The organism is Streptomyces sp. NPDC057271, assembly GCF_042668715.1.
GTDB lineage: Bacteria > Actinomycetota > Actinomycetes > Streptomycetales > Streptomycetaceae > Streptomyces.
On the sequence record NZ_JBHUYJ010000081.1, the window covers coordinates 14,262 to 36,036 of the forward strand.

At 72.5% G+C, this 21,775-nt stretch carries 21 protein-coding genes; 9 read left to right on the forward strand and 12 right to left on the reverse strand.

Features of this window, described 5'->3' with window-relative positions; all coding sequences use genetic code 11:
• Positions 1–312: 312 nt before the first annotated feature.
• Entirely contained in the window at positions 313–1,359 is a 1,047-nt protein-coding gene (locus tag ACFUJR_RS28870) for an ArsR/SmtB family transcription factor (protein WP_383450878.1), read from the forward strand.
• Here the strand turns inward: ACFUJR_RS28870 and ACFUJR_RS28875 are convergent.
• Positions 1,329–2,489 carry an alkaline phosphatase PhoX gene (locus tag ACFUJR_RS28875; RefSeq protein WP_383175477.1) on the reverse strand — a complete coding sequence of 387 codons (1,161 nt, stop codon included), beginning with the start codon at positions 2,487–2,489 and terminating at the stop codon, positions 1,329–1,331. The two genes, ACFUJR_RS28870 and ACFUJR_RS28875, sit on opposite strands and share 31 nt — an antisense overlap.
• A 169-nt stretch (positions 2,490–2,658) precedes the next feature.
• Between ACFUJR_RS28875 and ACFUJR_RS28880 the strand changes: the two genes are divergently transcribed.
• The gene (locus ACFUJR_RS28880) at positions 2,659–3,798 is read left to right on the forward strand and encodes a hypothetical protein (RefSeq protein WP_383175480.1); all 1,140 of its coding nucleotides are present in this window, start codon (positions 2,659–2,661) and stop codon (positions 3,796–3,798) included.
• A gap of 150 nt (positions 3,799–3,948) precedes the next feature.
• On the opposite strand, the gene ACFUJR_RS28885 is transcribed toward ACFUJR_RS28880, so the two are convergent.
• Positions 3,949–4,302 carry a hypothetical protein gene (locus ACFUJR_RS28885; RefSeq protein ID WP_383175483.1) on the reverse strand — a complete coding sequence of 118 codons (354 nt, stop codon included), beginning with the start codon at positions 4,300–4,302 and terminating at the stop codon, positions 3,949–3,951.
• Positions 4,303–4,493: 191 nt separating this feature from the next.
• Here ACFUJR_RS28885 and ACFUJR_RS28890 point away from each other — a divergent pair, with 191 nt between their 5' ends.
• Positions 4,494–4,904 (forward strand): VOC family protein, encoded by a 411-nt coding sequence (locus ACFUJR_RS28890; RefSeq protein ID WP_383175486.1) that lies wholly within the window; start codon positions 4,494–4,496, stop codon positions 4,902–4,904.
• A gap of 151 nt (positions 4,905–5,055) precedes the next feature.
• On the opposite strand, the gene ACFUJR_RS28895 is transcribed toward ACFUJR_RS28890, so the two are convergent.
• The 5 genes from ACFUJR_RS28895 to ACFUJR_RS28915 form a co-directional block, all read right to left on the reverse strand.
• Entirely contained in the window at positions 5,056–5,817 is a 762-nt protein-coding gene (locus ACFUJR_RS28895; RefSeq protein WP_383175489.1) for an SDR family NAD(P)-dependent oxidoreductase, read from the reverse strand.
• A gap of 89 nt (positions 5,818–5,906) precedes the next feature.
• A complete protein-coding gene (locus ACFUJR_RS28900) occupies positions 5,907–6,491 on the reverse strand; it encodes a TetR/AcrR family transcriptional regulator (protein WP_383175492.1) in 585 nt (194 codons plus the stop codon).
• Between the two features lie 62 nt (positions 6,492–6,553).
• A complete protein-coding gene (nirD, locus tag ACFUJR_RS28905) occupies positions 6,554–6,886 on the reverse strand; it encodes a nitrite reductase small subunit NirD (protein ID WP_383175495.1) in 333 nt (110 codons plus the stop codon).
• A gap of 6 nt (positions 6,887–6,892) precedes the next feature.
• The gene (gene nirB, locus ACFUJR_RS28910) at positions 6,893–9,418 is read right to left on the reverse strand and encodes a nitrite reductase large subunit NirB (protein ID WP_383175498.1); all 2,526 of its coding nucleotides are present in this window, start codon (positions 9,416–9,418) and stop codon (positions 6,893–6,895) included.
• Position 9,419: 1 nt separating this feature from the next.
• Entirely contained in the window at positions 9,420–10,679 is a 1,260-nt protein-coding gene (locus tag ACFUJR_RS28915) for an NAD(P)/FAD-dependent oxidoreductase (RefSeq protein WP_383175501.1), read from the reverse strand.
• 389 nt (positions 10,680–11,068) lie between these two features.
• On the opposite strand from ACFUJR_RS28915, the gene ACFUJR_RS28920 reads away from it, so the two are divergent.
• Genes ACFUJR_RS28920 through ACFUJR_RS28930 form a run of 3 tightly spaced genes read left to right on the forward strand, consistent with a single transcriptional unit; the run spans position 11,069 to position 13,401 of the window.
• Positions 11,069–12,376, forward strand: a complete 1,308-nt coding sequence (locus ACFUJR_RS28920; RefSeq protein WP_383175533.1) for a ferric reductase-like transmembrane domain-containing protein — start codon at positions 11,069–11,071, stop codon at positions 12,374–12,376.
• A complete protein-coding gene (locus ACFUJR_RS28925) occupies positions 12,369–12,584 on the forward strand; it encodes a hypothetical protein (protein ID WP_383175504.1) in 216 nt (71 codons plus the stop codon). Before ACFUJR_RS28920 ends, ACFUJR_RS28925 begins: the two co-directional genes overlap by 8 nt.
• A gap of 37 nt (positions 12,585–12,621) precedes the next feature.
• The gene (locus ACFUJR_RS28930; protein ID WP_383175507.1) at positions 12,622–13,401 is read left to right on the forward strand and encodes a sulfite exporter TauE/SafE family protein; all 780 of its coding nucleotides are present in this window, start codon (positions 12,622–12,624) and stop codon (positions 13,399–13,401) included.
• 6 nt (positions 13,402–13,407) lie between these two features.
• Here the strand turns inward: ACFUJR_RS28930 and ACFUJR_RS28935 are convergent, their stop codons facing one another.
• The 5 genes from ACFUJR_RS28935 to ACFUJR_RS28955 form a co-directional block, all read right to left on the reverse strand.
• Complete coding sequence (locus ACFUJR_RS28935) at positions 13,408–14,025, reverse strand: class F sortase (protein WP_383175510.1); 618 nt, start codon at positions 14,023–14,025, stop codon at positions 13,408–13,410.
• A 122-nt stretch (positions 14,026–14,147) separates the two neighbouring features.
• Complete coding sequence (locus ACFUJR_RS28940; protein WP_383175512.1) at positions 14,148–14,651, reverse strand: hypothetical protein; 504 nt, start codon at positions 14,649–14,651, stop codon at positions 14,148–14,150.
• A gap of 420 nt (positions 14,652–15,071) precedes the next feature.
• The gene (locus ACFUJR_RS28945; RefSeq protein WP_383175515.1) at positions 15,072–15,473 is read right to left on the reverse strand and encodes a hypothetical protein; all 402 of its coding nucleotides are present in this window, start codon (positions 15,471–15,473) and stop codon (positions 15,072–15,074) included.
• Positions 15,466–17,187, reverse strand: coding sequence for a right-handed parallel beta-helix repeat-containing protein (locus ACFUJR_RS28950; protein ID WP_383175518.1), 1,722 nt, complete (start codon positions 17,185–17,187; stop codon positions 15,466–15,468). The genes ACFUJR_RS28945 and ACFUJR_RS28950 overlap by 8 nt, the downstream gene beginning before the upstream one ends.
• 114 nt (positions 17,188–17,301) lie before the next feature.
• Complete coding sequence (locus ACFUJR_RS28955; RefSeq protein ID WP_383175521.1) at positions 17,302–18,060, reverse strand: aminotransferase class IV; 759 nt, start codon at positions 18,058–18,060, stop codon at positions 17,302–17,304.
• Positions 18,061–18,139: 79 nt separating this feature from the next.
• Here ACFUJR_RS28955 and ACFUJR_RS28960 point away from each other — a divergent pair, with 79 nt between their 5' ends.
• The 3 genes from ACFUJR_RS28960 to ACFUJR_RS28970 form a co-directional block, all read left to right on the forward strand.
• Positions 18,140–18,736 carry an NADPH-dependent FMN reductase gene (locus ACFUJR_RS28960; protein WP_383175524.1) on the forward strand — a complete coding sequence of 199 codons (597 nt, stop codon included), beginning with the start codon at positions 18,140–18,142 and terminating at the stop codon, positions 18,734–18,736.
• Positions 18,737–18,751: 15 nt separating this feature from the next.
• A complete protein-coding gene (locus ACFUJR_RS28965) occupies positions 18,752–20,485 on the forward strand; it encodes an ABC transporter ATP-binding protein (RefSeq protein WP_383175527.1) in 1,734 nt (577 codons plus the stop codon).
• Positions 20,482–21,775 (forward strand): ABC transporter transmembrane domain-containing protein (locus tag ACFUJR_RS28970; protein ID WP_383175530.1); only part of this gene is annotated, 1,294 nt, incomplete at its 3' end. The genes ACFUJR_RS28965 and ACFUJR_RS28970, both read left to right, overlap by 4 nt.

Genomic DNA, 21,775 nt, shown 5'->3' on the forward strand with positions numbered 1-21,775 from the left:
TTTCCACGATTGGTCCCGCAAAGAACGGGACGGGCGCGACCCCCGGATCCCCACCCGGTGGCCGCGCCCATTACCCATGCCGGGCAGGTGAGCCGCAACCCTCGCCGACCGCCGCCGGACGCGCAAAGCCCCCCACGGTCTTCGCCACGCCACCTCGGTCCTGAAGGTTTCCTGCCCGACCCCCACAGCTTTTCCGTTTGCCCCCGGTCGCCGCGATGCTTTTCAAGTGTGGCTGAAACACCCTGGTAACGTGCTGTGATGATGTGCATACTCATCGACGGGGGCGGTTGCGAGTGCACAGGTGGGGGTTCAATGCTGCGGATTCATTTCACCGCGAGCGATGTGGCGGGGGTGCGGATGGCGGCCCGGCCGGACGTTCTGTGGGAAACGATTCTCAGCTTTCATCGGCTTAGGGACCGGCGCGGGTCGGTCGTCTACGGAGAATGGCGTTCCGACACGCGTCCACGGCTCAACGGGGAGACGAGACTGCTCGCCGCCCTCGTTCCGAGTCGCGGTTACTTCCCCGACTTCCTGACCCCTCCCGAGGGCCTCCACGGCCTCGACGAGGCCCTTCAGGCGCTCCGCGAGACCCCCCGGGAGCGGCTCGGGCCCGAGCTGGCCCTCCTCGGCGCGGACCGGGCCGGCGGCCGTATGGTGCCGCACTCGCTGCGGGCCCTCGCCGAGGGCGGTGCCGAACCGTTCAGCCGGCTCATCGGGACCCTGCGCAGCTACCACCGCGCGGCGATCGAGCCGTACTGGCCGCACATCCGCGCCCGGGTCGAGGCCGACCGCGCGCTGCGCGGCCGGGCCCTGCTCGACGGGGGCGCGGAGGAGCTCCTCGCCTCGCTGCCGCCGATGTTCCGCTGGCGCTCACCCGTCCTGGAGGCCGACTATCCCGTCGCGCGCGACCTCCACCTCGACGGCAGGGGCCTGCTGCTCCAGCCCTCGTACTTCTGCCGCGGCACCCCGGTCGTCCTGCGCGACCCGACGCTGCCGCCGGTGCTCGTCTACCCGACGACACACTGCGAGGCGCCCACCGTCCACGAGCCGGGCGGCTCCTCGCTCGCCAAGCTGGTCGGCAACACCCGCTCGGCGGTCCTGCACGCGATCGGCGACGGCGGCACCACCAGCGAACTGGCCCGCAGGGCAGGGGTGTCGCTCGCCTCTGCCAGCCAGCACGCGGGCGTCCTGCGCGAGGCTGGCCTGGTCGCCACCCTGCGGCACGGCAACGCCGTCCTGCACACCCTGACGCCGCTGGGCGCCGCCCTGCTGGGCGGCGCCCGGAGAAGGGTGGCGGGGGCCGTGTCGGCGGCCCCCGCCGAGCGCCTCTACGCGCGGAACGGGCCGGTCACCTCGTAGGTGATGCCGCCCGAGGAACTGCCGGAGGTGCCGCGCTGGCTGGAGAAGTACAGCCGGCTGCCGTCGGGGGAGAAGGCCGGCCCGGTGATCTCGGAACCGGAGTGGCCGCTGATCCGCAGGAACGGGGCGACGACGTCGTCCGGCGTGATGATGCAGATCTCCATGTTGCCGCCGTCCTCGGCGACGAACAGGTCGCCGGAGGAGGAGCCGGTGACGTTGTCGACACCCGTCAGCGGGGCGCCGCCGCCGGACACCAGCGAGTCGTCGTACGCGAGCTCGTAGGTGTTGGTGGTGAGGTTGAGCTGCCAGAGGCGGTTGTCGCCCTTGGTGGTGAACCAGACGGTGTCGTTGGCGTAGTGGCAGCCCTCGCCGCCGTTGAACTTCTTCGAGCCGGAGACCTGGCTGCGCGTCGCGGTCGGAGAGCCGTCCGGGTCCGGGACGTTCTGCCAGGTGAAGGAGCCGGAGGCGGCGGTGCCGGCCACCAGTACCTGGAGCGTCCCGGAGGAGAGGTTGCCCCAGGTGGTGGGTATGAAGCGGTAGAAGCAGCCGCTGGACTCGTCCTCGGTCAGGTAGATGACCTTGCGGACGGGGTCCGCGGCGGCGGCCTCGTGCTTGAAGCGGCCCATCGCGGCGCGGCGGACGGCCGCGTTCACGCCGTACGGGTCGGTCTCGTAGACGTACCCGCGGCTGACCTCCTCACAGGAGAGCCAGGTGTTCCACGGCGTGCTGCCGCCCGCGCAGTTGTTGCGGGTGTTGGACAGGATGCGGTAGGCGTCGGTGACGGAGCCGGACGAGCTGAACTTCACCGCGCCGGCGCCGCCGCCGGTGCTGATCTCCGAGTTGGAGACGTAGATCCAGCCGCTTCCGTCGGCGAAGCAGGCGCCGCCGTCGGGGGCGTTGTGCCAGGTGTACGAGGTGCCGGGGACGGTCTGTCCCGACCGGGCGATGACCCGGCTGCTGAATCCGCTCGGCAGCAGGATGCCGTTGGCGTCGGCCGGGCCGAGGGCCCCGTAGGGGCCGGCGCCGGGCTGGGCGGGGGCCGCGTAGGCCGCCCCGCGCATCAGAGTGCCGCCGAAGGCGGCCGCCGACGTGCCGATGACCGCTCCGCGCAGGAAACTGCGTCGCTCCACGTCTCACTCCAGAAGGGTGGTGTGTGAACCCGCCGCACCGGTCGGCGGCGGGGTCGCGCGCTTTGGGAACCTAGGAGTACGGAGTTGGTACCGAGTTGACGGTGCGGCAACAACCGGTGAAGGGGAAGCGTCGGTCGGAATGTCAGTGGCCCTCAGTACCTTCGAGAGCATGTCGATCACTGCACGACTCCTCGGCTCGGTACGGCTTCCGGGCGGCGAGGCACTGGTCAACGGATTCGCCTTCGAGGGGCGGGCGGGCGCCGCCCGCCGCGCGCAGCTGCCGAACGGGCACGAGCTCGACGTGTACGACCTGGACGACCTGCTGGCCGGGGAGCGGGCGCCGGTCGCCGTCTTCCCCGCGCCCTGGAAGGGGTGGGGCCGGGGCGTGGACTCGGTGAGTCCGGACGGCACGTTCGCGGTGTTCTCCGGACAGCGCGCCGTACGGGCGGTGGACGCGGACGGGGCGACGCTGTGGGAGTACCGCCACGGGTGCTGGGGCTCCGAGATCGGCCACCCGCACACCGGTGACGAACAGCAGGTGTGTTCCGGGCTCGAGCACGGGTCGTGCCGGGTCTCCGACGACGGCCGGCTCGTCTGGGCGCACGTCACCGAGGGGGACGGCGACGCGTGGCAGGAGGTGTGGGTCGTCCTCGACGCCCGGGACGGCCGTGAGCTGGCGCGGCTTCCGCTGGAGGACAGCGCGGCCTCGGGCTCGTACCACGTGTCGCACCCGGACGGCGTGCACATGGGACTGGGCATCGGCATGGGGCAGGACGGCTGCCTGGTGTACTGGGGGCGGTGGGACGGCGAGAGGCTGACGACCTGGGACCTCAACGAGGGGCTCGACCGGGTCCTCTTCGACGTCCACCCCGGGCACGCCGGCTTCTTGACCATGGAGCACTACGGGGCGGATCTCCAGCTCCACGCGCTGGACGGCACGGTCCTGTCGGAGGCGCCCCCTCCGGACCCGGACCGTGCCGACGGCGCGGGCGACGAGGACGGCGACGAGGGCGACTACCAGGACGAGGACGGGCCCGAGGTGCCCGAGGGGTGGGACTGGAGTGCCGGTTTCGTCGACGCCGACACCGTCATCGCCTGCACCGGCCTGGAGTACGGCGAGGAGGAGTTCCCTCGACACTGGCTGCTCGACGCCCACACCTTGGAGATACGCGGCGCGGTCCGGTACCCCTCGGGCCGGACCGAGGGATACGCCCGGCCGCTCGGGGACGGCACCTGGCTCACGTACGCGCGGTCCGACGAGGCGCTCAGCCGCTGGGGTACGGCCCCTCGGACTCCAGAAACGTCTTGAGCTCGGCGAAGCGCTCGCGCCAGAACTCCTTGTGGGCGGCCACCGCGTCCGCGTCGGGAGCTTCGTGTGGCCGAGGCCGATCCGGGTCTTCGCGTCGCCCATCGGCGTCAGACGGACCTCGCCGGCTCGTCCCGCCGTCCCGGTCCGCCGTCACCGACTTCCCGGGCCGACGGGTCGGACGTCGAACTCGCCGTCCGGGAGCCACCGGCGGCGCAGCTCCTCGTCGGCGAGGGCGGCCGTGCAGCGGTCGGCCGGCGCGTTCACGGTCCTGCTCGTGCCGACCTGCCGGTCGCCGCCGGAGGACTGGCCGAGCTCGCGCAGCCCGCGCTCCTGCTCGTAGCCGACGGAGACGGACTGGGCGTGCGCGCCGCTGACGCCGTGCGTCTCCACCAGATGGCGGGCGATCGCGGTGTGCCCCTGCCGCTCCGCACCCCAGGAGTCGAGCAGCGCGAACCAGGCCGCCCGGTCCTTACCGGTGGCCGAGGCCGGGGTGTCGTCCGACAATCGCTCCGTGATCTTCCTGCCTGCGGGGCGCATACCCCGACGCCGGCCCGATCCGAAAAAACTTCCCCGCGCGCCGATGAGTTTCGACAGGGCCCGCCGTCTTAACTCTCGAAAGCGCACACGAAGCACCTGAGACACCCACGAAGCACCCGACGCCCCCGACGCACGGGCGACAACAGAGAGCGGACGCCATGAACCAGATGATCTTCGTCAACCTGCCGGTCAAGGACCTCGAGGCCTCGAAGGCCTTCTGGAGCAAGCTCGGCTACTCCTTCAACCCGCAGTTCAGTGACGAGACCGCCGCCTGCATGATCATCAGCGACACGATCTTCGCGATGCTGCTCACCGAGCCCAAGTTCAAGGAGTTCACCGCGCCGGGCAAGGAGATCGCCGACGCGACCCGGACGTCCGAGGTGCTCCTCGCGCTGAGCGCCGAGAGCCGCGAGAAGGTCGACGAGCTGGCGGACGGCGCCCTCGCCGCCGGGGGCTCCCCGGCGAAGGAGCCCCTGGACTACGGCACGATGTACGGCCGCTCCTTCACGGACCCCGACGGCCACCACTGGGAGGTCATGTGGATGGACCCGTCCGCCATCGAGGGCTGATCACCCCGCGGGTTTCCCCGCCGATCACCCCGGTGGACCGTCGCACGTCACGCCGGCGAGCTCCTCCGATCACCCCGGAGCCGCTCGCCGGCGACGCGGTCGAGGGTCCACCGCGCCCCGGAGCAGGGCGCCCGGCCCGCGTCGGGCGGGCTCAGGCCGAAACGCCGCCGTCGATCACCAGATCGGTGCCGACGACCGAGCCGGCGTCGTCCGAGGCGAGGTAGAGCACCGCCGCCGCGACCTCGGAGGCCGCCGACATCCGGCCGAGCGGGGACTCGTTCTTCATCCGTACCGTCCGCTCGGCCTCCGTCTCGCCGGGTCGCAGCGACATCGCGGACTCCGAGGGGCCGGGGCTGACCGCGTTGATCCGGACGCCCTCGGCGATGTGGTCGAGGGCGGCCGCACGCGTCATCGCGGAGACCGCCGCCTTCGAGACCTGGTAGCCGAAGAGGCCGGGGAGGCGGATGTGCGGACCGAGGTTGGAGGAGATGTTGACGACGGCGCCGCCGCCGTTGGCCCGCATATGGGCGATCTCGGCCTGGAGGGAGTGCAGGACACCGGTGACGTTGGTGTCGAGCAGGGCCTGCCAGTCCTCCAGCGGGAGGTCCGCGGCGGACGTGCCGCCGCGGAAGATCCCGGCGTTGTTGACGGCGACGTCCAGTCCGCCGAAGGTCTCGACGGTCTCCCGGACCAGGCGGCGGGTGTCCTCGGGGCGCGAGACGTCGGCCGTGACCGCGGCCGCGGTGCCGCCGCGGGCCTTGATCAGCAGCACCGTCTCGTCGAGGGTGGCGGCGCTTCGGCCGGAGACGACGACCTTCGCGCCCTCGGCGGCGAAGGCGAGCGCGATCGCTCGCCCGAGTCCGCTGCCGGCGCCGGTGACGAGGACGCGCCTGTCGGTGAAACGTGTGGGCATGACGATGCCAACTCCTCAGTTCTCTTGAGTTTTTTGACCGTACGTTCCAATATGAAGGCTGAAGAAAGGGGCGCCGTGAGGCGCCCGATTCAGTCCAGCAGGGCCAGGGCCTGTTCCGCCGCGTCGTGGACCCGGGCCGGGTCGCTCGACGCCTTGCCGACCACGCGGAGCCCCTGTGTCAGGACGAGGAGCATCCGGGCCAGCGCCCGTGGGTCGCGGTCGGCCGGCAGCTCGCCCTGGGCGCGGGCCCGGACCAGTGAAGCGTGGATCAGGGTCTCGATGTGCTCCCAGCTCCGCTCCACCCGGCGCGCCACCGCCGCGTCGTGCGGCCCCAGTTCGGCCGCCGAGTTGGTGACGAAACAGCCGTTCAGGCGGGCCTCCTCGGCCCCCGCCTCCACCGCGAAGCGGCGGATCAGGGCCCGGACGGGTGGAAGGGCCGGACCGGGCGTGGACAGCTCCTCCAGCATCAGCGGGTCGCGTGACTGGAGGTAGCGGTCCAGCGCCTTCATGTACAGGGCGTGCTTGTTGCCGAAGGTCGCGTAGATGCTGGCGCGGCCGATCCCGAGGGTGTCGACGAGGTCCGCCATCGTCGTCGCCTCGTAGCCGCGCGCCCAGAACAGCTCGAGAGCTGCCTGGAGCGCGGCGTCCGGGTCGAACTCCTTGGTCCTGGCCATGTGTTGACTCTAGGAGTATGTGGAACGAGCGGTCAAGTTGACATGACCTCGCGGCGGGCGCGTCACACCGTGCGGACCGGGAAGACCGCCACCGAAACCCCCTCGTCGTCCAGGCACTTCCCCGTCTCCAGGTCGAAACGCTGCTTCAGGAGCGGCGAGGCCACGAAGGTCCGGCCGCCCGCCGAGCCGATGAGCCCCCGGGACAGCACCTGGGCGCCCGTGAAGGGGTCGCGGTTCTCGATCGCGTACGGCCGCCCCGCCCGGTCCAGGAAGAGCGCCGCCTGCCGGCCGTCGGGAAGGAGCGCGGCCACGCCCCGGCCGGGGATCAGCCGGGAGGTCTCGCAGACCGTCGTCCAGGCGTCGGCCTCGACGTCGTGGGAGAGTTCGAGGTTCATCGGGCTTCAGACCCTTTCCAGAGTTCCGATGGTGAGGACGGTCAGGTCCGGCTTGATCTGGTCCCGCTCCGGGACGAACCGCACCGACGGGTCCGGCGCGTCCGGCGCGTTCACGAAGGAGACGAAGCGGCGCAGCCGCTCCGGGTCGTCCAGGGTCGCGGCCCACTCGTCCTGGTAGTCGTCGACATGGGCCGCCATCAGCGCCTCCAGTTCGTCGCAGAGCCCCAGCGAGTCGTGGACGACCACGTCCCGCAGGTGGTCGAGCCCGCCCTCAAGGCGCTCCAGCCACACCGAGGTGCGCTCCAGACGGTCGGCGGTACGGATGTAGAACATCAGGAACCGGTCGATCAGCCGCACCAGTTCGGCGTCCGACAGGTCCTGCGCCAGGAGGTCCGCGTGGCGCGGGGTCGCGCCGCCGTTGCCGCCGACGTACAGGTTCCAGCCGTTCGCCGTCGCGATGACGCCGAAGTCCTTCGACTGCGCCTCCGCGCATTCCCGCGCGCAGCCGGAGACCGCCGACTTGAGCTTGTGCGGCGAGCGCAGACCCCGGTAGCGCAGCTCCAGCTGGATCGCCATCCTCACCGAGTCCTGGACGCCGTAGCGGCACCAGGTCTGCCCCACGCAGGACTTCACCGTGCGCAGCGACTTGCCGTACGCGTGCCCCGACTCGAAGCCCGCGTCGACCAGCCGGGTCCAGATCGCCGGCAGTTGGTCCACCCGGGCGCCGAACAGGTCGATCCGCTGACCGCCCGTGATCTTGGTGTACAGCCCGAAGTCGCGGGCCACCTCCCCGATCACGATCAGCTTCTCCGGGGTGATCTCGCCACCCGGGATGCGGGGCACGACCGAGTACGAGCCGTTGCGCTGCAGGTTGGCGAGGAAATGGTCGTTGGTGTCCTGGAGGGATGCCTGCTCGCCGTCGAGGATGTAGCCGCCCGCCCCGATCGTCGGCGCGAGACTGGCCAGGATCGAGCCGACCGTCGGCTTGCAGACCTCGCATCCCTCGCCGCCCCGAGCCTCCGGCCGGCCGTGCGAGTCGAGCAGCTCGGCGAAGGAGGTCAGCCGGAGCGTGCGGGTGATCTCGTACAGCTCACTGCGGGTGTACGCGAAGCAGCCGCACAGCCCCTTGTCCGCGGGCTCCGGCAGCAGCTGGCCGATCAGCTTCACGCAACTTCCGCAACCTGTCCCGGCCTTGGTGCACTTCTTCACCTCCGGCAGGGTCGTGCACTGGCTGATCGCGTGCTTGGTGACGTTGTGGCACGAGCAGATGACCGCGTCGTCCGGGAGCGCGGACGGACCCAGCGCGACCGGTGCGCCCGCGCCCGCCGGGAGGACCAGCTGCTCGGGCGAGACGGGCGGCACCGAGCCGGTGAGCGGCCGCAGCATCCCGTACGACTCGGCGTCGCCGACCAGGACACCGCCGAGCAGCACACCCTCCCGGTCGACCACGAGCTTCTTGTAGACCCCGGAGCGGGAGTCGGAGTACACGACGTCGAGGCAGCCCTCGGCCGTGCCGTGCGCGTCGCCGAAGGAGGCCACGTCCACACCGAGCAGCTTCAGCTTCGTCGACATGTCGGCGCCCGTGAAGGTGCGCTCCTCGGCCTCGTCGGCGATCGTCGCCGCCGCCGTCAGCGCCATCTCGTAGCCGGGCGCCACCAGGCCGTACACCCGGCCGTCCGAGGCGAGCGCGCACTCGCCGATCGCGTAGACGGACGGGTCGGACGTCCGGCACCGGTCGTCCACCGCTATGCCGCCGCGCTCGCCGACCGTCAGGCCGCAGTCGCGCGCCAGCTGGTCCCGGGGCCGTACACCCGCCGAGAAGACCACCATGTCCGTGGCCACCTCGGAACCGTCCGAGAGGCGCATCCCGGTGACCGCGCCGTCCTCGGTCACGACCTCCTGCGTGCCCGTGCCGGTGTGGACCGTGAGACCCATCTGTTCGATCGTGCGCAGCAGCGCCGCGCCGCCGCCCTCGTCGACCTGCACCGGCATCAGCCGGGGCGCGAACTCCACGACGTGCGTGTCGAGTCCGAGCCCCTTGAGCGCGCCCGCCGCCTCCAGGCCGAGCAGCCCGCCGCCGACGACCGCGCCGGTCCTCGCCGTCTTCGCGTACTCCTCGATCGCGAGCAGGTCCTCGATCGTCCGGTACACGAAACAGCCGCGCGCGTCCTTGCCGGGGACCGGCGGCACGAAGGGGTACGAGCCGGTGGCCAGCACGAGCGTGTCGTACGCGAAGACCTGCCCGGAGCGGGCTGTGACCGTACGGGCCGCGCGGTCGATCGACTCGGCCGGGTCCCCGACGTACAGCTCGATGCCGTGCTTCGCCATGAAGCCGTCCGCGACCATCGACAGATCGTCGGGGGTCCGGCCGTTGAAGTACGAGGTCAGCTGGACGCGGTCGTAGGCGGGGCGCGGCTCCTCGCAGAGGACCACGACCCGCGCGCGCTCGGTGACGCCCCGGTCCGCGAGCGCCTCCAGGAACCGCTGGCCGACCATGCCGTGGCCGACCAGGACGAGGGTGGGGGTGTGCATCTCAGGAGCCTCCGTCATGGGTGAGCAGATGAAGCAGGGGAGCGTCGGGCAGGGCCTCGTCGCCCTCCCACGCCCGGGCGAGCGTTCCGACCGCGGCGAGGTCGCCGAGCAGCACGCCGCCGACGAGCCGGTCGCCGCGGACGACGACCTTGCGGTACGCGCGCCGGGTGGCGTCGGTCAGCTGGACGACGTCGTCCCCCGGCAGCGGTGTGGCCTCGCCGAAGGCGGCCAGGTCGAGGGCCTCGGGCCCGCCGAGGGTGAGCCGGGTCAGGGTGCGGGTGCCGGTGTAGGCGGGGCGGGGCGCGACGGGCTCGGCCGGGGCGCCGGCGTCGGCCGGGGCACCCGCCCCGGTGGGGACGCCCGCCTCGGCGGTCTCCGACCCGAGGAGGTCCGCAAGCGCGTCCGCCTGTTCCAGCGCCGGGCCCGCCAGGCCGTACACGCGGCCGGCGTGCTCGGCGCAGTCGCCGATGGCGTGGATGTACGGGTCCGAGGTCCGCAGCTCGTCGTCGACGACGACACCCGTACGCACGTCGAGACCTGCGTCCCGGGCGAGACCGGTCCGCGGCCGCACCCCGCACGCGAGGACCACGACCTGGGCGTCCAGCACGAAACCGTCGGCGAGTTCGACCGCCGTGACCGCTCCGTCCCGCTGCCGCAGCCCGCTGACCCGGCACTCGGTGTGCACCTCGACGCCGAGGGACTCCACATGCGTCCGGAGCAGCTCCGAGGCCGACGCGTCGAGCTGACGTTCCATGAGCCGCTCGCCCTGCTGGGTCAGCACCACCTCCGCGCCGAGCGCGGCCAGCGCGCGGGCCGCGGAGACCCCGAGCAGCCCGCCGCCGATGACGACCGCGCGGACCCCGGGGCGGACGACGCCCCGCAGCTCCAGGCAGTCGTCGAGCGTGCGGAAGGGGTGGACGCCCGACGGCAGCCGCGCGCCGCGCAGTCCGCGGAGCGGTGGAAGGACCGGGTTGGAGCCGGTGGCCAGGACCAGCCGGTCGTAGCCGACCCGCGTTCCGTCCTCGCACTCCACGGTCCGGGCGGCCCGGTCGATCCGCACCGCCCGCACCCCGCGCCGCACCGGCTCCAGGGGAGCGGGCAGCGCGATCACCTCCGGCGCGTACCGCCCGGCCAGGACGTCCGCGAGGAGCACCCGGTTGTACGGCGCGTGCGGCTCTTCGCCGAGGAGGGTGACGGGCAGACGCTGGGCGAGCCGGACGCCCGCCGTTCCGCCTCCGACCACCACGATCCGTGTACTCATGCACCGAAGCGTGCGGGGCGGGTGTTACCCGTCGGCATCCCGACTGTTTCCCGCACGGAACGCTGATCTCAGCTTCCGGGGGATCGCAGTGTGAGGCGCGCGGGTGTGAGGCTTAACCGGTGGTCAGGGCGTCCTCAAGAGGGCCTTAAGGATTGCGGGGGAGGGGCTGACCTGCGGTTCTCGTATACCGCCGGACCTTAGTGTGCGGTGCTGTGACCACCGAGGTTCAGGAACCGACCCATCCGGCGCTCGCCGCCTTTCTGGAGCAGCGCGAGGGGCGCGTGCGGCCGGCGCCCCGGCGCGTCCAGCCGGCGCCTCGTGCCCCCGCGTCCCGGCGCGCCGCCCTCGCACCCCGGCGCGCCGCCCCCGCACCCCGTGCCCCCGCGCCCCTGCGCGTCGCACCCGACCGGCTGCGCGACGGCCTCGTCGGCGGGGCCGGGGGCGTGGCCCTCGTCTGGGGGGTCCAGGCGCAGCCCTCCGCGCGGCTCGACGCCTTCTTCGCCGGTGGCGCCCACCTCACCGGGCTGCTCGCCGGATACGGCGTGCTCGTCATGCTCTTCCTGATGGCCCGCGTCCCCGCCGTCGAGCACGGCGTCGGCGCGGACCGGCTGGCCCGGTGGCACGCTTTCGGCGGCCGGTACGTCCTCGGTCTCGTGGGCGCCCACGCGCTCCTCGCGCTCTGCGGGTACGCCGTGCACACCCGTACCGATCTCGTCACCGCCGCCGTAGGACTGCTCTCCTACCCCGCGCTCGCCGCCGCCACGGCCGGAACCGCGCTCCTCGTCGTCGTCGGGGTGACCTCCGCCCGGGCCGCCCGGCGGCGCCTGCGCCACGAGACCTGGCGGGCGGTCCATCTGCTCAGCCACCTCGCCGCCGCCCTCGGCTTCGTGCACCAGCTCGCCGGACCCGACCTCACCGGCAGCGTGCTCGCGCTCTGGGGCTGGTCGATGGCGCACGCGACGGTCGCCGTCCTCCTCGTCTGGTACCGGATCGTCGTCCCCGTCCGGCAGGCACTCCGCCACACCCTCCGCGTGACCGAGGTCCGCGCCGAGAGCCCGGACGTCGTCTCCGTGACCATCCGTGGCACCGGCCTGGAGCGGCTGTGTGCCGAACCCGGCCAGTTCTTCCGCTGGCGGTTCCTGTCCCGGCGGCTCTGGCGCACCGCGCTCCCCTTCTCCCTCTCCGCGCCGGTCCGGGACGACACCCTGCGGATCACCGTGAAGGCCCTCGGCGACCACACTCGCCGGATCCGCCGTCTGCGCCCTGGCACCCGCGTGCTCGCCACCGGCCCGTTCGGCGCGCTCACCGCCCACCGCCGCACGCGCCGGAAGGTGCTGCTGCTCGCCGGGGGCGTGGGCATCACCCCGATGCGAGCGCTCTTCGAGACCCTGCCCGGCGGGCCGGGCGACGTGACGCTGCTCTACCGGGCGTCCGACGCCGAGGGGCTCGTCCTGCGCGAGGAGCTGGAAGGTATCGCCCGCGAACGAGAGGCCGCCCTGCACTACCTCCTCGGCCCGTCCGACGGCTCCTTCGACCCCCTCGCCCCACAGGCCCTCCGTAACCTCGTGCCCGACCTCGCCGCCCACGACGTCTATCTCTGCGGCCCGCCCGCGATGGCCCAGGCCGCCACCGCCTCCCTCGTCCGGGCCGGGGTTCCGGCCCGCCGCATCCACTCCGAGGACTTCAGCCATGACTGAGCACCGCGCCAAGCACCGTATGCGGCACCGCCCCCGGCGGGTCCATGCCGCCGAGCGCGCCAGACGGCTCCTCGCCGCCGGGCTCCTCGCCGCCGGTGCCCTCGCCGCGACCTTCCTCACGGTCGCCGTCGAACCGGCCGCGCCGCCCGCCCCCGACCGGTCGCCGGCCGGCACAACCTCAGACGTAGCTCAACTCTCCGGAGATTGATGGACCGCACACCCATCTCCTCCCTAGGCTCGCGGGCATGCCTGAGATATCCCTGACCACCCTCGTCCTGCTCTGCCTCGCCGCACTCGTGGCCGGCTGGATCGACGCCGTGGTCGGCGGGGGAGGGCTCCTGCTGCTGCCCGCTCTGCTGCTCGGGCTTCCGCACGTCCCGGCGGCGCAGATCCTCGGCACCAACAAGGCCGTCGCGATCGTCGGCACGTCCGGGGCCGCCGTCACCTACGTACGCAAGGCCCCGGTGCAGGTGAGGACGGCCGTACGGATCGGGCTCGCGGCCCTCGCCGGGTCGATGGCCGGCGCCTTCTTCGCCGCCGGGATCAGCAGCGACGTACTGCGCCCCGTGATCATGGTCGTACTCGTCGGCGTGGCCGCGTTCGTGATGCTGCGGCCCTCCTTCGGGACGCGGACGGAGGCCAGGGGGCCCGTCGGCCGGGCCCGGGTCGTCACCGCGATCGTGCTCGTCGGCGGGGGCATCGGCTTCTACGACGGGCTGTTCGGGCCGGGCACCGGAACGTTCCTGGTCCTCGCGCTGACCGCCGTACTCCATCTCGACCTGGTGACCGCCTCCGCCACGGCCAAGATCGTCAACGTGTGCACCAACGCGGGCGCGCTCGCGATGTTCGCCTACCAGGGCAGCGTGCTCTGGCAACTGGCGGCGGTCATGGCCGTGTTCAACCTGGCCGGCGGGATGATCGGGGCGCGGATGGCGCTGAGCAGGGGTGCCGAGTTCGTCCGCGGCGTGCTGCTCGTCGTCGTCTTCTCCCTGGTTGCCAAGCTCGCCTTCGACCAGTGGTCCTGAGCGGGCTCAGCGCACGCCGATGAGGTGGCCGAAGGCGACCACGTTGCCCTGGTAGCCGTTCTTCTCGGTGAAGCCGCCGCCGCAGGTGATCACGCGCAGCTCGGCCCGGTCCGCCCGGCCGTAGACCTTCTCGTCGGGGAACGCCTTGTTCGGGTACACCTCGACGGCGTCGATCGTGAAGACGGCGGTCCGGCCGTCCTGGCGGTCCACCTCGATCCGGTTGCCCTTCTTGAGCGCGCCGAGGGCGTAGAAGACGGCGGGGCCACGCTTGTTGTCGACATGACCGGCGACGATCGCGGTGCCCTCGGCGCCGGGCGTGGTGCCGCCCTCGTACCAGCCGGCCAGGTTGCCGTTCTCCGCCGGCGGTACCTCCAGAGCGCCGTCGGGGCCCAGGCCGAGCCCCGTCATGGGCGTGTCCACGTCGATCTCGGGGATGCGGAGCCGGACGGGCGCGGAGGGCGGCAGCGGGTCGGCGGCGGCGGTGGTGTGCGCGTTCGGGCCGGCGGCGAAGGCCTGGGCGGCGGACGGGACCGGCGGTGTGACGTTCTCCGACCCGTTCTGCACGAGCCAGATGCCGACGCACGCGGCGGCGGCTATGCCCCAGCCCTTGCTCCTGTTGCTCACGTTCTGCCCTCTCGGGGTGGTGCGGGGAAGGGACCCGGGCGGGAGAGCGGGGCCCCGGGTGTGGCCCTGCCCCCGCCGGGCCTCATGCGGGCGCGCGGCGGGGGCAGGACGTGCGGTACGTCTCAGCCGTCCTGCGCGCCGCTCGCCCGGCGGCGCAGGAGCCACGTACCGCCGACGGCAGCCGCGGCCAGCACCGCCGCGCCCGCCGCGATCTGGGTGGTGTCGGGGCCTACGCTGCCCCCGACACCGGTACTCACATGGCCGGTCGGGACCTTGTGTTCGACTCTGAGTTCACCGCGCGCGGTCCTGCCGTTGTCGCAGGCGACGCTGATCCAGTACGTACCGGCCTTGGCGTGGTGCGGGACCTTGAACTGACCGACCACGACCTCCTTGTGCGTGCTCGGGTTCAGCTGGAAGTCGCCCGCGCCGAGGGACTGCGCGTCGCCCACACCGTGGCCGTGCTTGCCGCAGGCGAGCGTGTTGACGGTGACGGTGGTGCCCGGGGTCGCGGAGGACGGATAGACCTCGAGGGTCCCGGAGTCCCCGGCGTACGCGGGGGCGCCGAGGGCACCGACGGCGGCGACCGTCAACGCGGTACCGGTGAGCAGGCGGGCAGTGGTGCGCATGGGGTCCTCCGGGGCGCGCGAGCGGTCATGCCGGGGAGGCATCCCGGGAGGGACTTCCCGGGACCTACCTCCTAGGACCGAGGTAAGAGCCGCGACGCGCCGCGCGCCTGCTGAGGGAGGGTCAGAATTACGCCGTCCGGTGCGGTGTGGCGCCCTGCCCCAGCGATGTCTACGCAGGTCAGGAAGGGTTTCGGACAGTCGGCTGACGGCCCGTGTCGAACGGGTGACACGGCCGGGTCCGCCCCGGGGCCGCACCGCACCGGGCGGTGCCGGACCCGCCCCGTCGCGGATGCGCAGCCTCGCGCGCACCGGGCGACACGGATCCCGGTCCCGCCGTGACGTGGGCGTGGTCCTGTCGGTGGTGTCGGGCGACGTGGGTCCCGGTCCCGCCGTGACGCGGGCGCGGTCCCGTCGGTCTCCTCAGACGATCAGTCCCTCGATCGCCGCCCGGGCCCATTCCTGGGCCCCCACCGTCGTGCCGGCCGCGACCCCGGTCGCGACGGGCGCCAGCACTCCCCTCAGCGTGGCGAGCGCGCGGCGCACCCTGCCCTCCTCGGGGTCCGGCCGGCTGATCGCCTCCAGGACGTCTCCGGCGGCGCCGGCCGCGTCCTCGCGGTCCCGCTCGCCGAGGCCCGCCTCGGGCAGTTGCCGCAGCAGCTCGGTCACACGCTCGGCGAGCTCCGCGTAGCCCGGCGCGACCGCGCTGTTGACCTGCTGGTTCTGGGTGACGTTCTCGCTGTTCCAGGCGAGTTGGTTCTGCGTGGCCGGGCCGTTGAACACCGGGCCGTCGTAGCGGTTCACGTGCTGCTGCGGATCACTCATGTGCCGGACCGTCCTCTGTCGTGTGCCGCCGGGTGATGCTGACGTTGTCGTTGTTCCACAGGATCTGGCTGTTGATGACGGAGTCGTTGAAGACCGGTCCGTTGAAGATGTTGACGATCTTCGGCGGCAGCTCGACCGGCTCCTCGTTCCGGACGACCGGCAGCGAGGTGTCCAGCGAGATCAGGTCGACCCGCCCGTTGTGCCGCACGGCCGTACCCCCCGACCCGCTCACGGAGCAGTCCACCAGCCGGCCGCCGCACTCGTCGTCGAAGGCCGCGCCGACGGCCGCGCACTCCGTGAAGGCGCCGCGCGTGACGTCCAGATAGGCCGAGTCCTTGCCGTACAGGCCCAGAGCCTCCGAGCCGGTGACGGACAGGTCCGTCGCGAAGAGCCGCGCGCTGCCCAGGACGACGGCCCCGCCACTCGTCACCGCGCCGACCTGGCTGTCGGCCACACGCAGCGAGGCCTCCTCGCCGACGCCGAAGCCGAGCAGCCCCCGTTCCGCCCTGATGCCCTTGAGCGAGACACGGGCCTGGCCTCCGACGGCCACCGCCGCCAGGGCGAAGTCGTGGAACTCCGTGTCGACGGCCTCGGCCGTGGTGCCTCCGTTGCCCCGCACCTCGAGGCCGGACGCGCAGCGGTCCACCCGGACGCGCTCGAACAGGGCCGTGGAGTCGTCGTCGAAGACCCGCAGCGCCGAGCCCGTCAGATCCTCGATCCCGATGCCGGTGAAGCGGCCCCGGGCGCCTTCGGTGACGGCGATGCCCACGTTGCCGCCGGAGACGCGGCAGCCGTGGACCTCAGGCGCGCCGCCCTTGGTCGAGAACACCGCGACGTTGCCCGCGTCGACGACCTGGCAGTCCTCGAACGTGCCCCGGCCCGAGGACTGGACGTTGATGCCGGTGTCGCGGCACGCGCTCAGCACACAGCCGCGCACCACCGGGTCAGCGCCGCTCGCCGCGCCGATGCCGTGCCGCGCGTCGGTGACGCGGGTGCGGTCCACGGAGCCGCGGGACTGCTCGATGAACATGATCCCCTCCGCGTGCACGGCGGTGATCGCGCAGTCGGCCACGGTGAGTTCGGCCCGGGTGTCCGCCATGATGGCCGCGTGCCCGGTGCCGGTCAGCTCGCAGTCGGTGACCACGGCGTACGCGTCGCAGACCCGCACTCCGTGGATCCGGCTGCCCTCGATCCGGCTGCCGTGGACGCCGACCCGGGCCCCCTCGATCACGGCGATCGCGTTGTCGGCGGCGTCGGTGAACCGGCACCGCTCGACCAGCCCCGAGGACCCGGTGAAGACGGTGCGGCCGTGCAGGACCGTACTGTCCCGCAGCGTGACGGCGGTGTGCGGCCGGGCGTGCACGGCGACGCCGCCCCGTACCCGGATCTCGGTCTGTTCGAGGGTGAGCGTTCCGCTCTGGCAGGCGACGGCGTCGTACTCCGCGTCGCCGCCGGTCAGGACGAGCCCTTCGACGCGAACCGCCCCGGAGGTCTCCAGCACCGGTCCGCGCGGCCGGCTCACCACCACGGAACCCGCGCCGTCGCGTGCGAACAGCCGGATCTCGCCCCGGACGGACAGCGTCTCGTCGTAGTGGCCGGCGCAGATCTCGATCTGCGCGGCCCGGGCCCGGGCGGCCGCGGCGCGCAGCGCGGAGGTGATGTCGGGGTAGGCGCGACGGCCGCCCCGCGGCGAGACGACGTAGCTCGCGACCATCTCCGGACCCCCATGTCCCCCACCCGCACCTTCGATGCTACCTGCCGAGCGGCCTCGAACAACCGCGCAGGCGCCGCGTGTTGGGTGCAAGGGGATCCATCCCGCGGCGGCTCCTCACAGGCGCTCCCACGGCACGGACTCGTACGCCTCGTACACCCGCCCCATCAGCCCCTCGTCCACCGCGAACCCGAGCGCGTCGATCCCGCCCACCGGCGAGACGCCGCGGGAGTTCGTCACGAACGCCGCCCGCATCCGGGGGAGATCGGTCATCGTCACCCGGCGCCGTACGGAGCCCAGACGCCGCTCCAGGAGCGCCATCGTGACGCCCGTGAGGCAGGGCGCGGAGGGCCAGACCACCGATGTGCCGTCCCAGAAGGCGATGTTGGCGACCGCGCTCTCCGTGATCTCGCCGTCCCGGGAGACCAGGAGCGCGTCGTCGTAGCCCTCGCGCCGGGCCGCCTCGCCGTAGTAGGACTGGCCGAAGCCGCCCAGGTGCTTGATGTGGGGAGCGGGGCGCCAGTAGTCGACGGACCGCAGACGCCGCGCGGTCCGCGGTGCGGAGGCCGGGGCCCGGAGGACGATGACGAGGCGGACGCCCTCGTAGACGTACACCCGCGCGGTCGCGTCCGTCAGGCCCGCCGCCCTCAGCGCGCCGGCGAGGAGGCCCCGGACGCGCTCGCCGTCGATCCCCTGCCCGAAGAGCTCGCGGGTGGCGCGGTCCAGACGGTCCACGTGCAGGCCGAGGCCGCGTACCCGCCCGCCCCGCACCTGCATCGCGGTGAAGTGGCCGAAGCCGCTCAGCAGGCCGGCGAGGAGTGCGGGATCGGCCGCCGGGACGCCGTCGATCTCGATGTGCGGGAGAGGTGTCGTCATGCCTCTCACCGTAGGCCGACGCGGTCCCGGAGAATCGGCGCTTGACCTCAACCAAACTTGAGGTATCAGGATCCTCGGCATGGACACCACCCACGCGGACTCCACGCCGCTCAAGCTCGCCGTCGTCGTCGCCAGCAACCGCGAGGGCAGGTTCGCGCCCGTCATCGCCGCATGGTTCCGCGCCCGCCTCGCCGAACGCGCCGACTACACCGTCGACGTCGTCGACCTCGCCGACGTCGACCTGCCCGTTCTCACCCACCACCCCGACGACGCGGCCGTCGCCGAACTCGCCAAGGTCTCCCCGGTCCTCGCCGCCGCCGACGCGTTCGTCGTCCTCACCCCCGAGTACAACCACTCCTTCCCCGCCCCCCTGAAGTCCCTCATCGACTGGCACTACACCGAGTGGCAGGCCAAGCCCGTCGGCTTCGTCTCCTACGGCGGGATCTCCGGCGGCCTGCGCGCGGTCGAGCAACTGCGCCAGGTCTTCGCCGAGATGCACGCCGTCACCGTCCGCGACACGGTCTCCTTCCACAACGCCCACGGCGACTTCGACGAGGACGGACGCCACAAGGACCCCACCGGACCGGACGCCGCCGCCAAGACGATGCTCGACCAGATCGCCTGGTGGGCGCACGCCCTGCGGGACGCCAAGTCCGTCCGCCCCTACGGCGCCTGAGGGGGAGCCGCACCCATGCTGCTCCGACTCGTGGCGGGCCGGCTCCGGCCCTACCGACGCACCCTGGCCCTCGTCGTGTTACTCCAGCTCGTCCAGTCCCTCGCCTCCCTCACTCTTCCCACCCTCAACGCCGACGTCATCGACAACGGCGTGCTGCGCGGCGACACCGCCCATGTCCTCACCGGGGGCGGCCTGATGGCCGCCGTCACCCTCCTCCAGGCCGCAGCCGCGGCCGCCGCCGTCTACCACGGCGCCAAGGTCGCCATGGGTGTCGCCCGCGATCTGCGTGCCGCCGCCTTCCGGCGCGTCCAGGACTTCTCCGCCCGGGAGATGAGCCGCTTCGGCACCGCCTCCCTCATCACCCGCGCCACCAACGACGTCCAGCAGGTGCAGACGTTCGCCGTCCTCGTCCTCACGATGCTCGTGGCGGCGCCCCTGCTCTGCGTCGGCGGCATCGTCATGGCTCTCGACCAGGACGTTCCGCTCGCCCTCCTGCTCCTGCTCTTCGTCCCGCTCATGGCGGGCGCCGTCGGCACCGTCGTCCTGCGCATGCGACCGCTCTTCCGAGGGATGCAGGAACGCGTCGACGGGGTCAACCGGGTGATGCGCGAGCAGATCACCGGCATCAGGGTCGTCCGCGCCTTCGCCCGCGACCGTCACGAGCAGCGGCGGTTCGCCGCCGCCAACGGCGACCTGCGGTCGGTCGGACTGCGGGTCGGCCGGCTCCAGGCCCTGATGTTCCCGATCGTGCTGATCGTCTGGGAGCTCGCCACCGTCGCCGTCATCTGGGCGGGCGCCCACCGGATCGAGTCCGGGGCCCTGCAGGCCGGTTCGCTGATCGCGTTCCTCGGCTATCTGCTGCAGATCATGATGTCGGTGATGATGGTCCTCTTCCTGCTGATGCACATGCCCCGCGCCGAGGTCAGCGCCGAACGCATCCAGGAGATCCTCGCCACCGAACCGTCCGTCACCCCGCCCGCCGCCCCCGTCCGCGAGCTGCGCGAGGCCGGACGGCTCGACATCCACGACGCCGGCTTCAGCTACCCCGGCGCCGAGGAACCCGTCCTGCGCTCCGTCGACCTCGCCGCCGGCCCCGGCCGCACCACCGCCGTCATCGGCTCCACCGGCAGCGGCAAGACCACTCTCCTCGGCCTCGTCCCCCGGCTCTTCGACGCCACCGGCGGCCGGGTCACGGTCGGCGGCGTCGACGTCCGCGACATGGACCCCGCACTCCTCGCCCGTACCGTCGGACTCGTCCCGCAGAAGCCGTACCTCTTCTCCGGCACGGTCGCGAGCAACCTGCGGTACGGCAGGCCCGAGGCAACCGACGACGAACTGTGGCACGCCCTGGAGGTCGCCCAGGCCGCCGACTTCGTGAGAGGTCTCCCCGAAGGCCTCGACGCGCCGGTCTCGCAGGGCGGCACCAACCTCTCCGGCGGCCAGCGCCAGCGCCTGGCCATCGCCCGGGTCCTCGTCGCCCGCCCGCGGGTCTACCTCTTCGACGACTCCTTCTCCGCCCTCGACAACCGCACCGACGCGCTGCTGAGAGAGGCCCTCGCGGCGGAGACCGCCGACGCGACCGTCGTCATCGTCGCCCAGCGCGTCTCCACCATCCGCGACGCCGACCGGATCGTCGTCCTCGACCAGGGCAGGGCCGTCGGCAGCGGCACCCACGAGGAACTCATGCGGGACAACGCCACCTACCGGGAGATCGTCCTCTCCCAGCTCACCGAGGAGGAAGCAGCGTGAGTGCCCCCCAACGCCGGGGACCGGCCGTCCAGCAGCGCGGCCCCGGCATCAGCACCCCGTCCCTCGAACGCTCCCTGGACTTCCGCTCCTCCGGCCTGCGCCTGCTGCGCACCATGTCCCCCGACCGTCCCCGGATCGCCGCGGTGCTCGCCGCCACGGCCACCGGTGTCGCCCTCGCCGTGCTCAGCCCGCTGATCCTCGGCCACGCCACCGACCTCGTCGTCTCCGGCGCCGCGAGCCCGGCCGGAGTCGACTTCCGCGCCGTCGGCCAGGCACTCGCCGCCGCCTTCGCGGCCGTCGCCGGCGCCGCCGCGCTCACCTGGCTCCAGCAGCGGCTCGCCACGACCGTCGTCCAGCGGGCCGGGCACCGGCTGCGCGCCGAGGCCCAGCGCAAGCTGGCCCGGCTGCCGCTCTCGTACGTCGACCGGCAGCCCCGCGGCGAGATGCTCAGCCGCACCACCAACGACATCGACAACATCACCCAGACCCTCCAGCAGGCGTTCAGCCAGATGGTTCGGGCGCTGCTCACGATCGTCGGCGTGCTGGTGATGATGTGCTGGATCTCGCCGCTGCTCGCCCTCGTCGCCCTCGCGACCGTCCCTCTCTCGCTGGTGGTCGCGGCCCGGATCGGACAGCGCGCCCAGCCGCAGTTCGTGCGGCAGTGGGCCGTCACCGGCCGTCTCAACAGCCATGTCGAGGAGATGATCACCGGGCATGCGGAGGTCGTCGCCTTCGGGCGGCGCGACGCGTCCGTGGCGCGCTTCGACGAACTCGGCGAGGAGCTGTACGCGGCGAGCTTCCGCGCCCAGTTCATCTCCGGCTTCATCCAGCCGGCCCTCACCTTCGTCGGCAACCTCAACTACGTCCTGATCGCGGTCGTCGGTGGGCTGCGGGTGGCGAGCGGAACGCTGAGCATCGGAGACGTCCAGGCGTTCATCCAGTACTCGTACGAGTTCAACGGCCCCGTCAACCAGGTCGCGGCCATGGCCAATCTGCTGCAGTCCGGGGTCGCCTCCGCCGAGCGGGTCTTCGACCTGCTGGACGCGGAGGAGGAGTCCCCGGAGCGCGAACCCGAGCCCGGGGACGCACCGCTCCCGGCGGTCACCGGCCGGGTCACGTTCGAGCAGGTGGCGTTCCGCTACGAGCCGGACAAGCCGCTCATCGAGGACCTCTCGCTGACCGTGGAGCCGGGCCGGACGGTCGCGATCGTCGGCCCGACCGGCGCCGGCAAGACCACGCTGGTCAATCTGCTGATGCGGTTCTACGAGGTGACGGGCGGCCGCATCACCC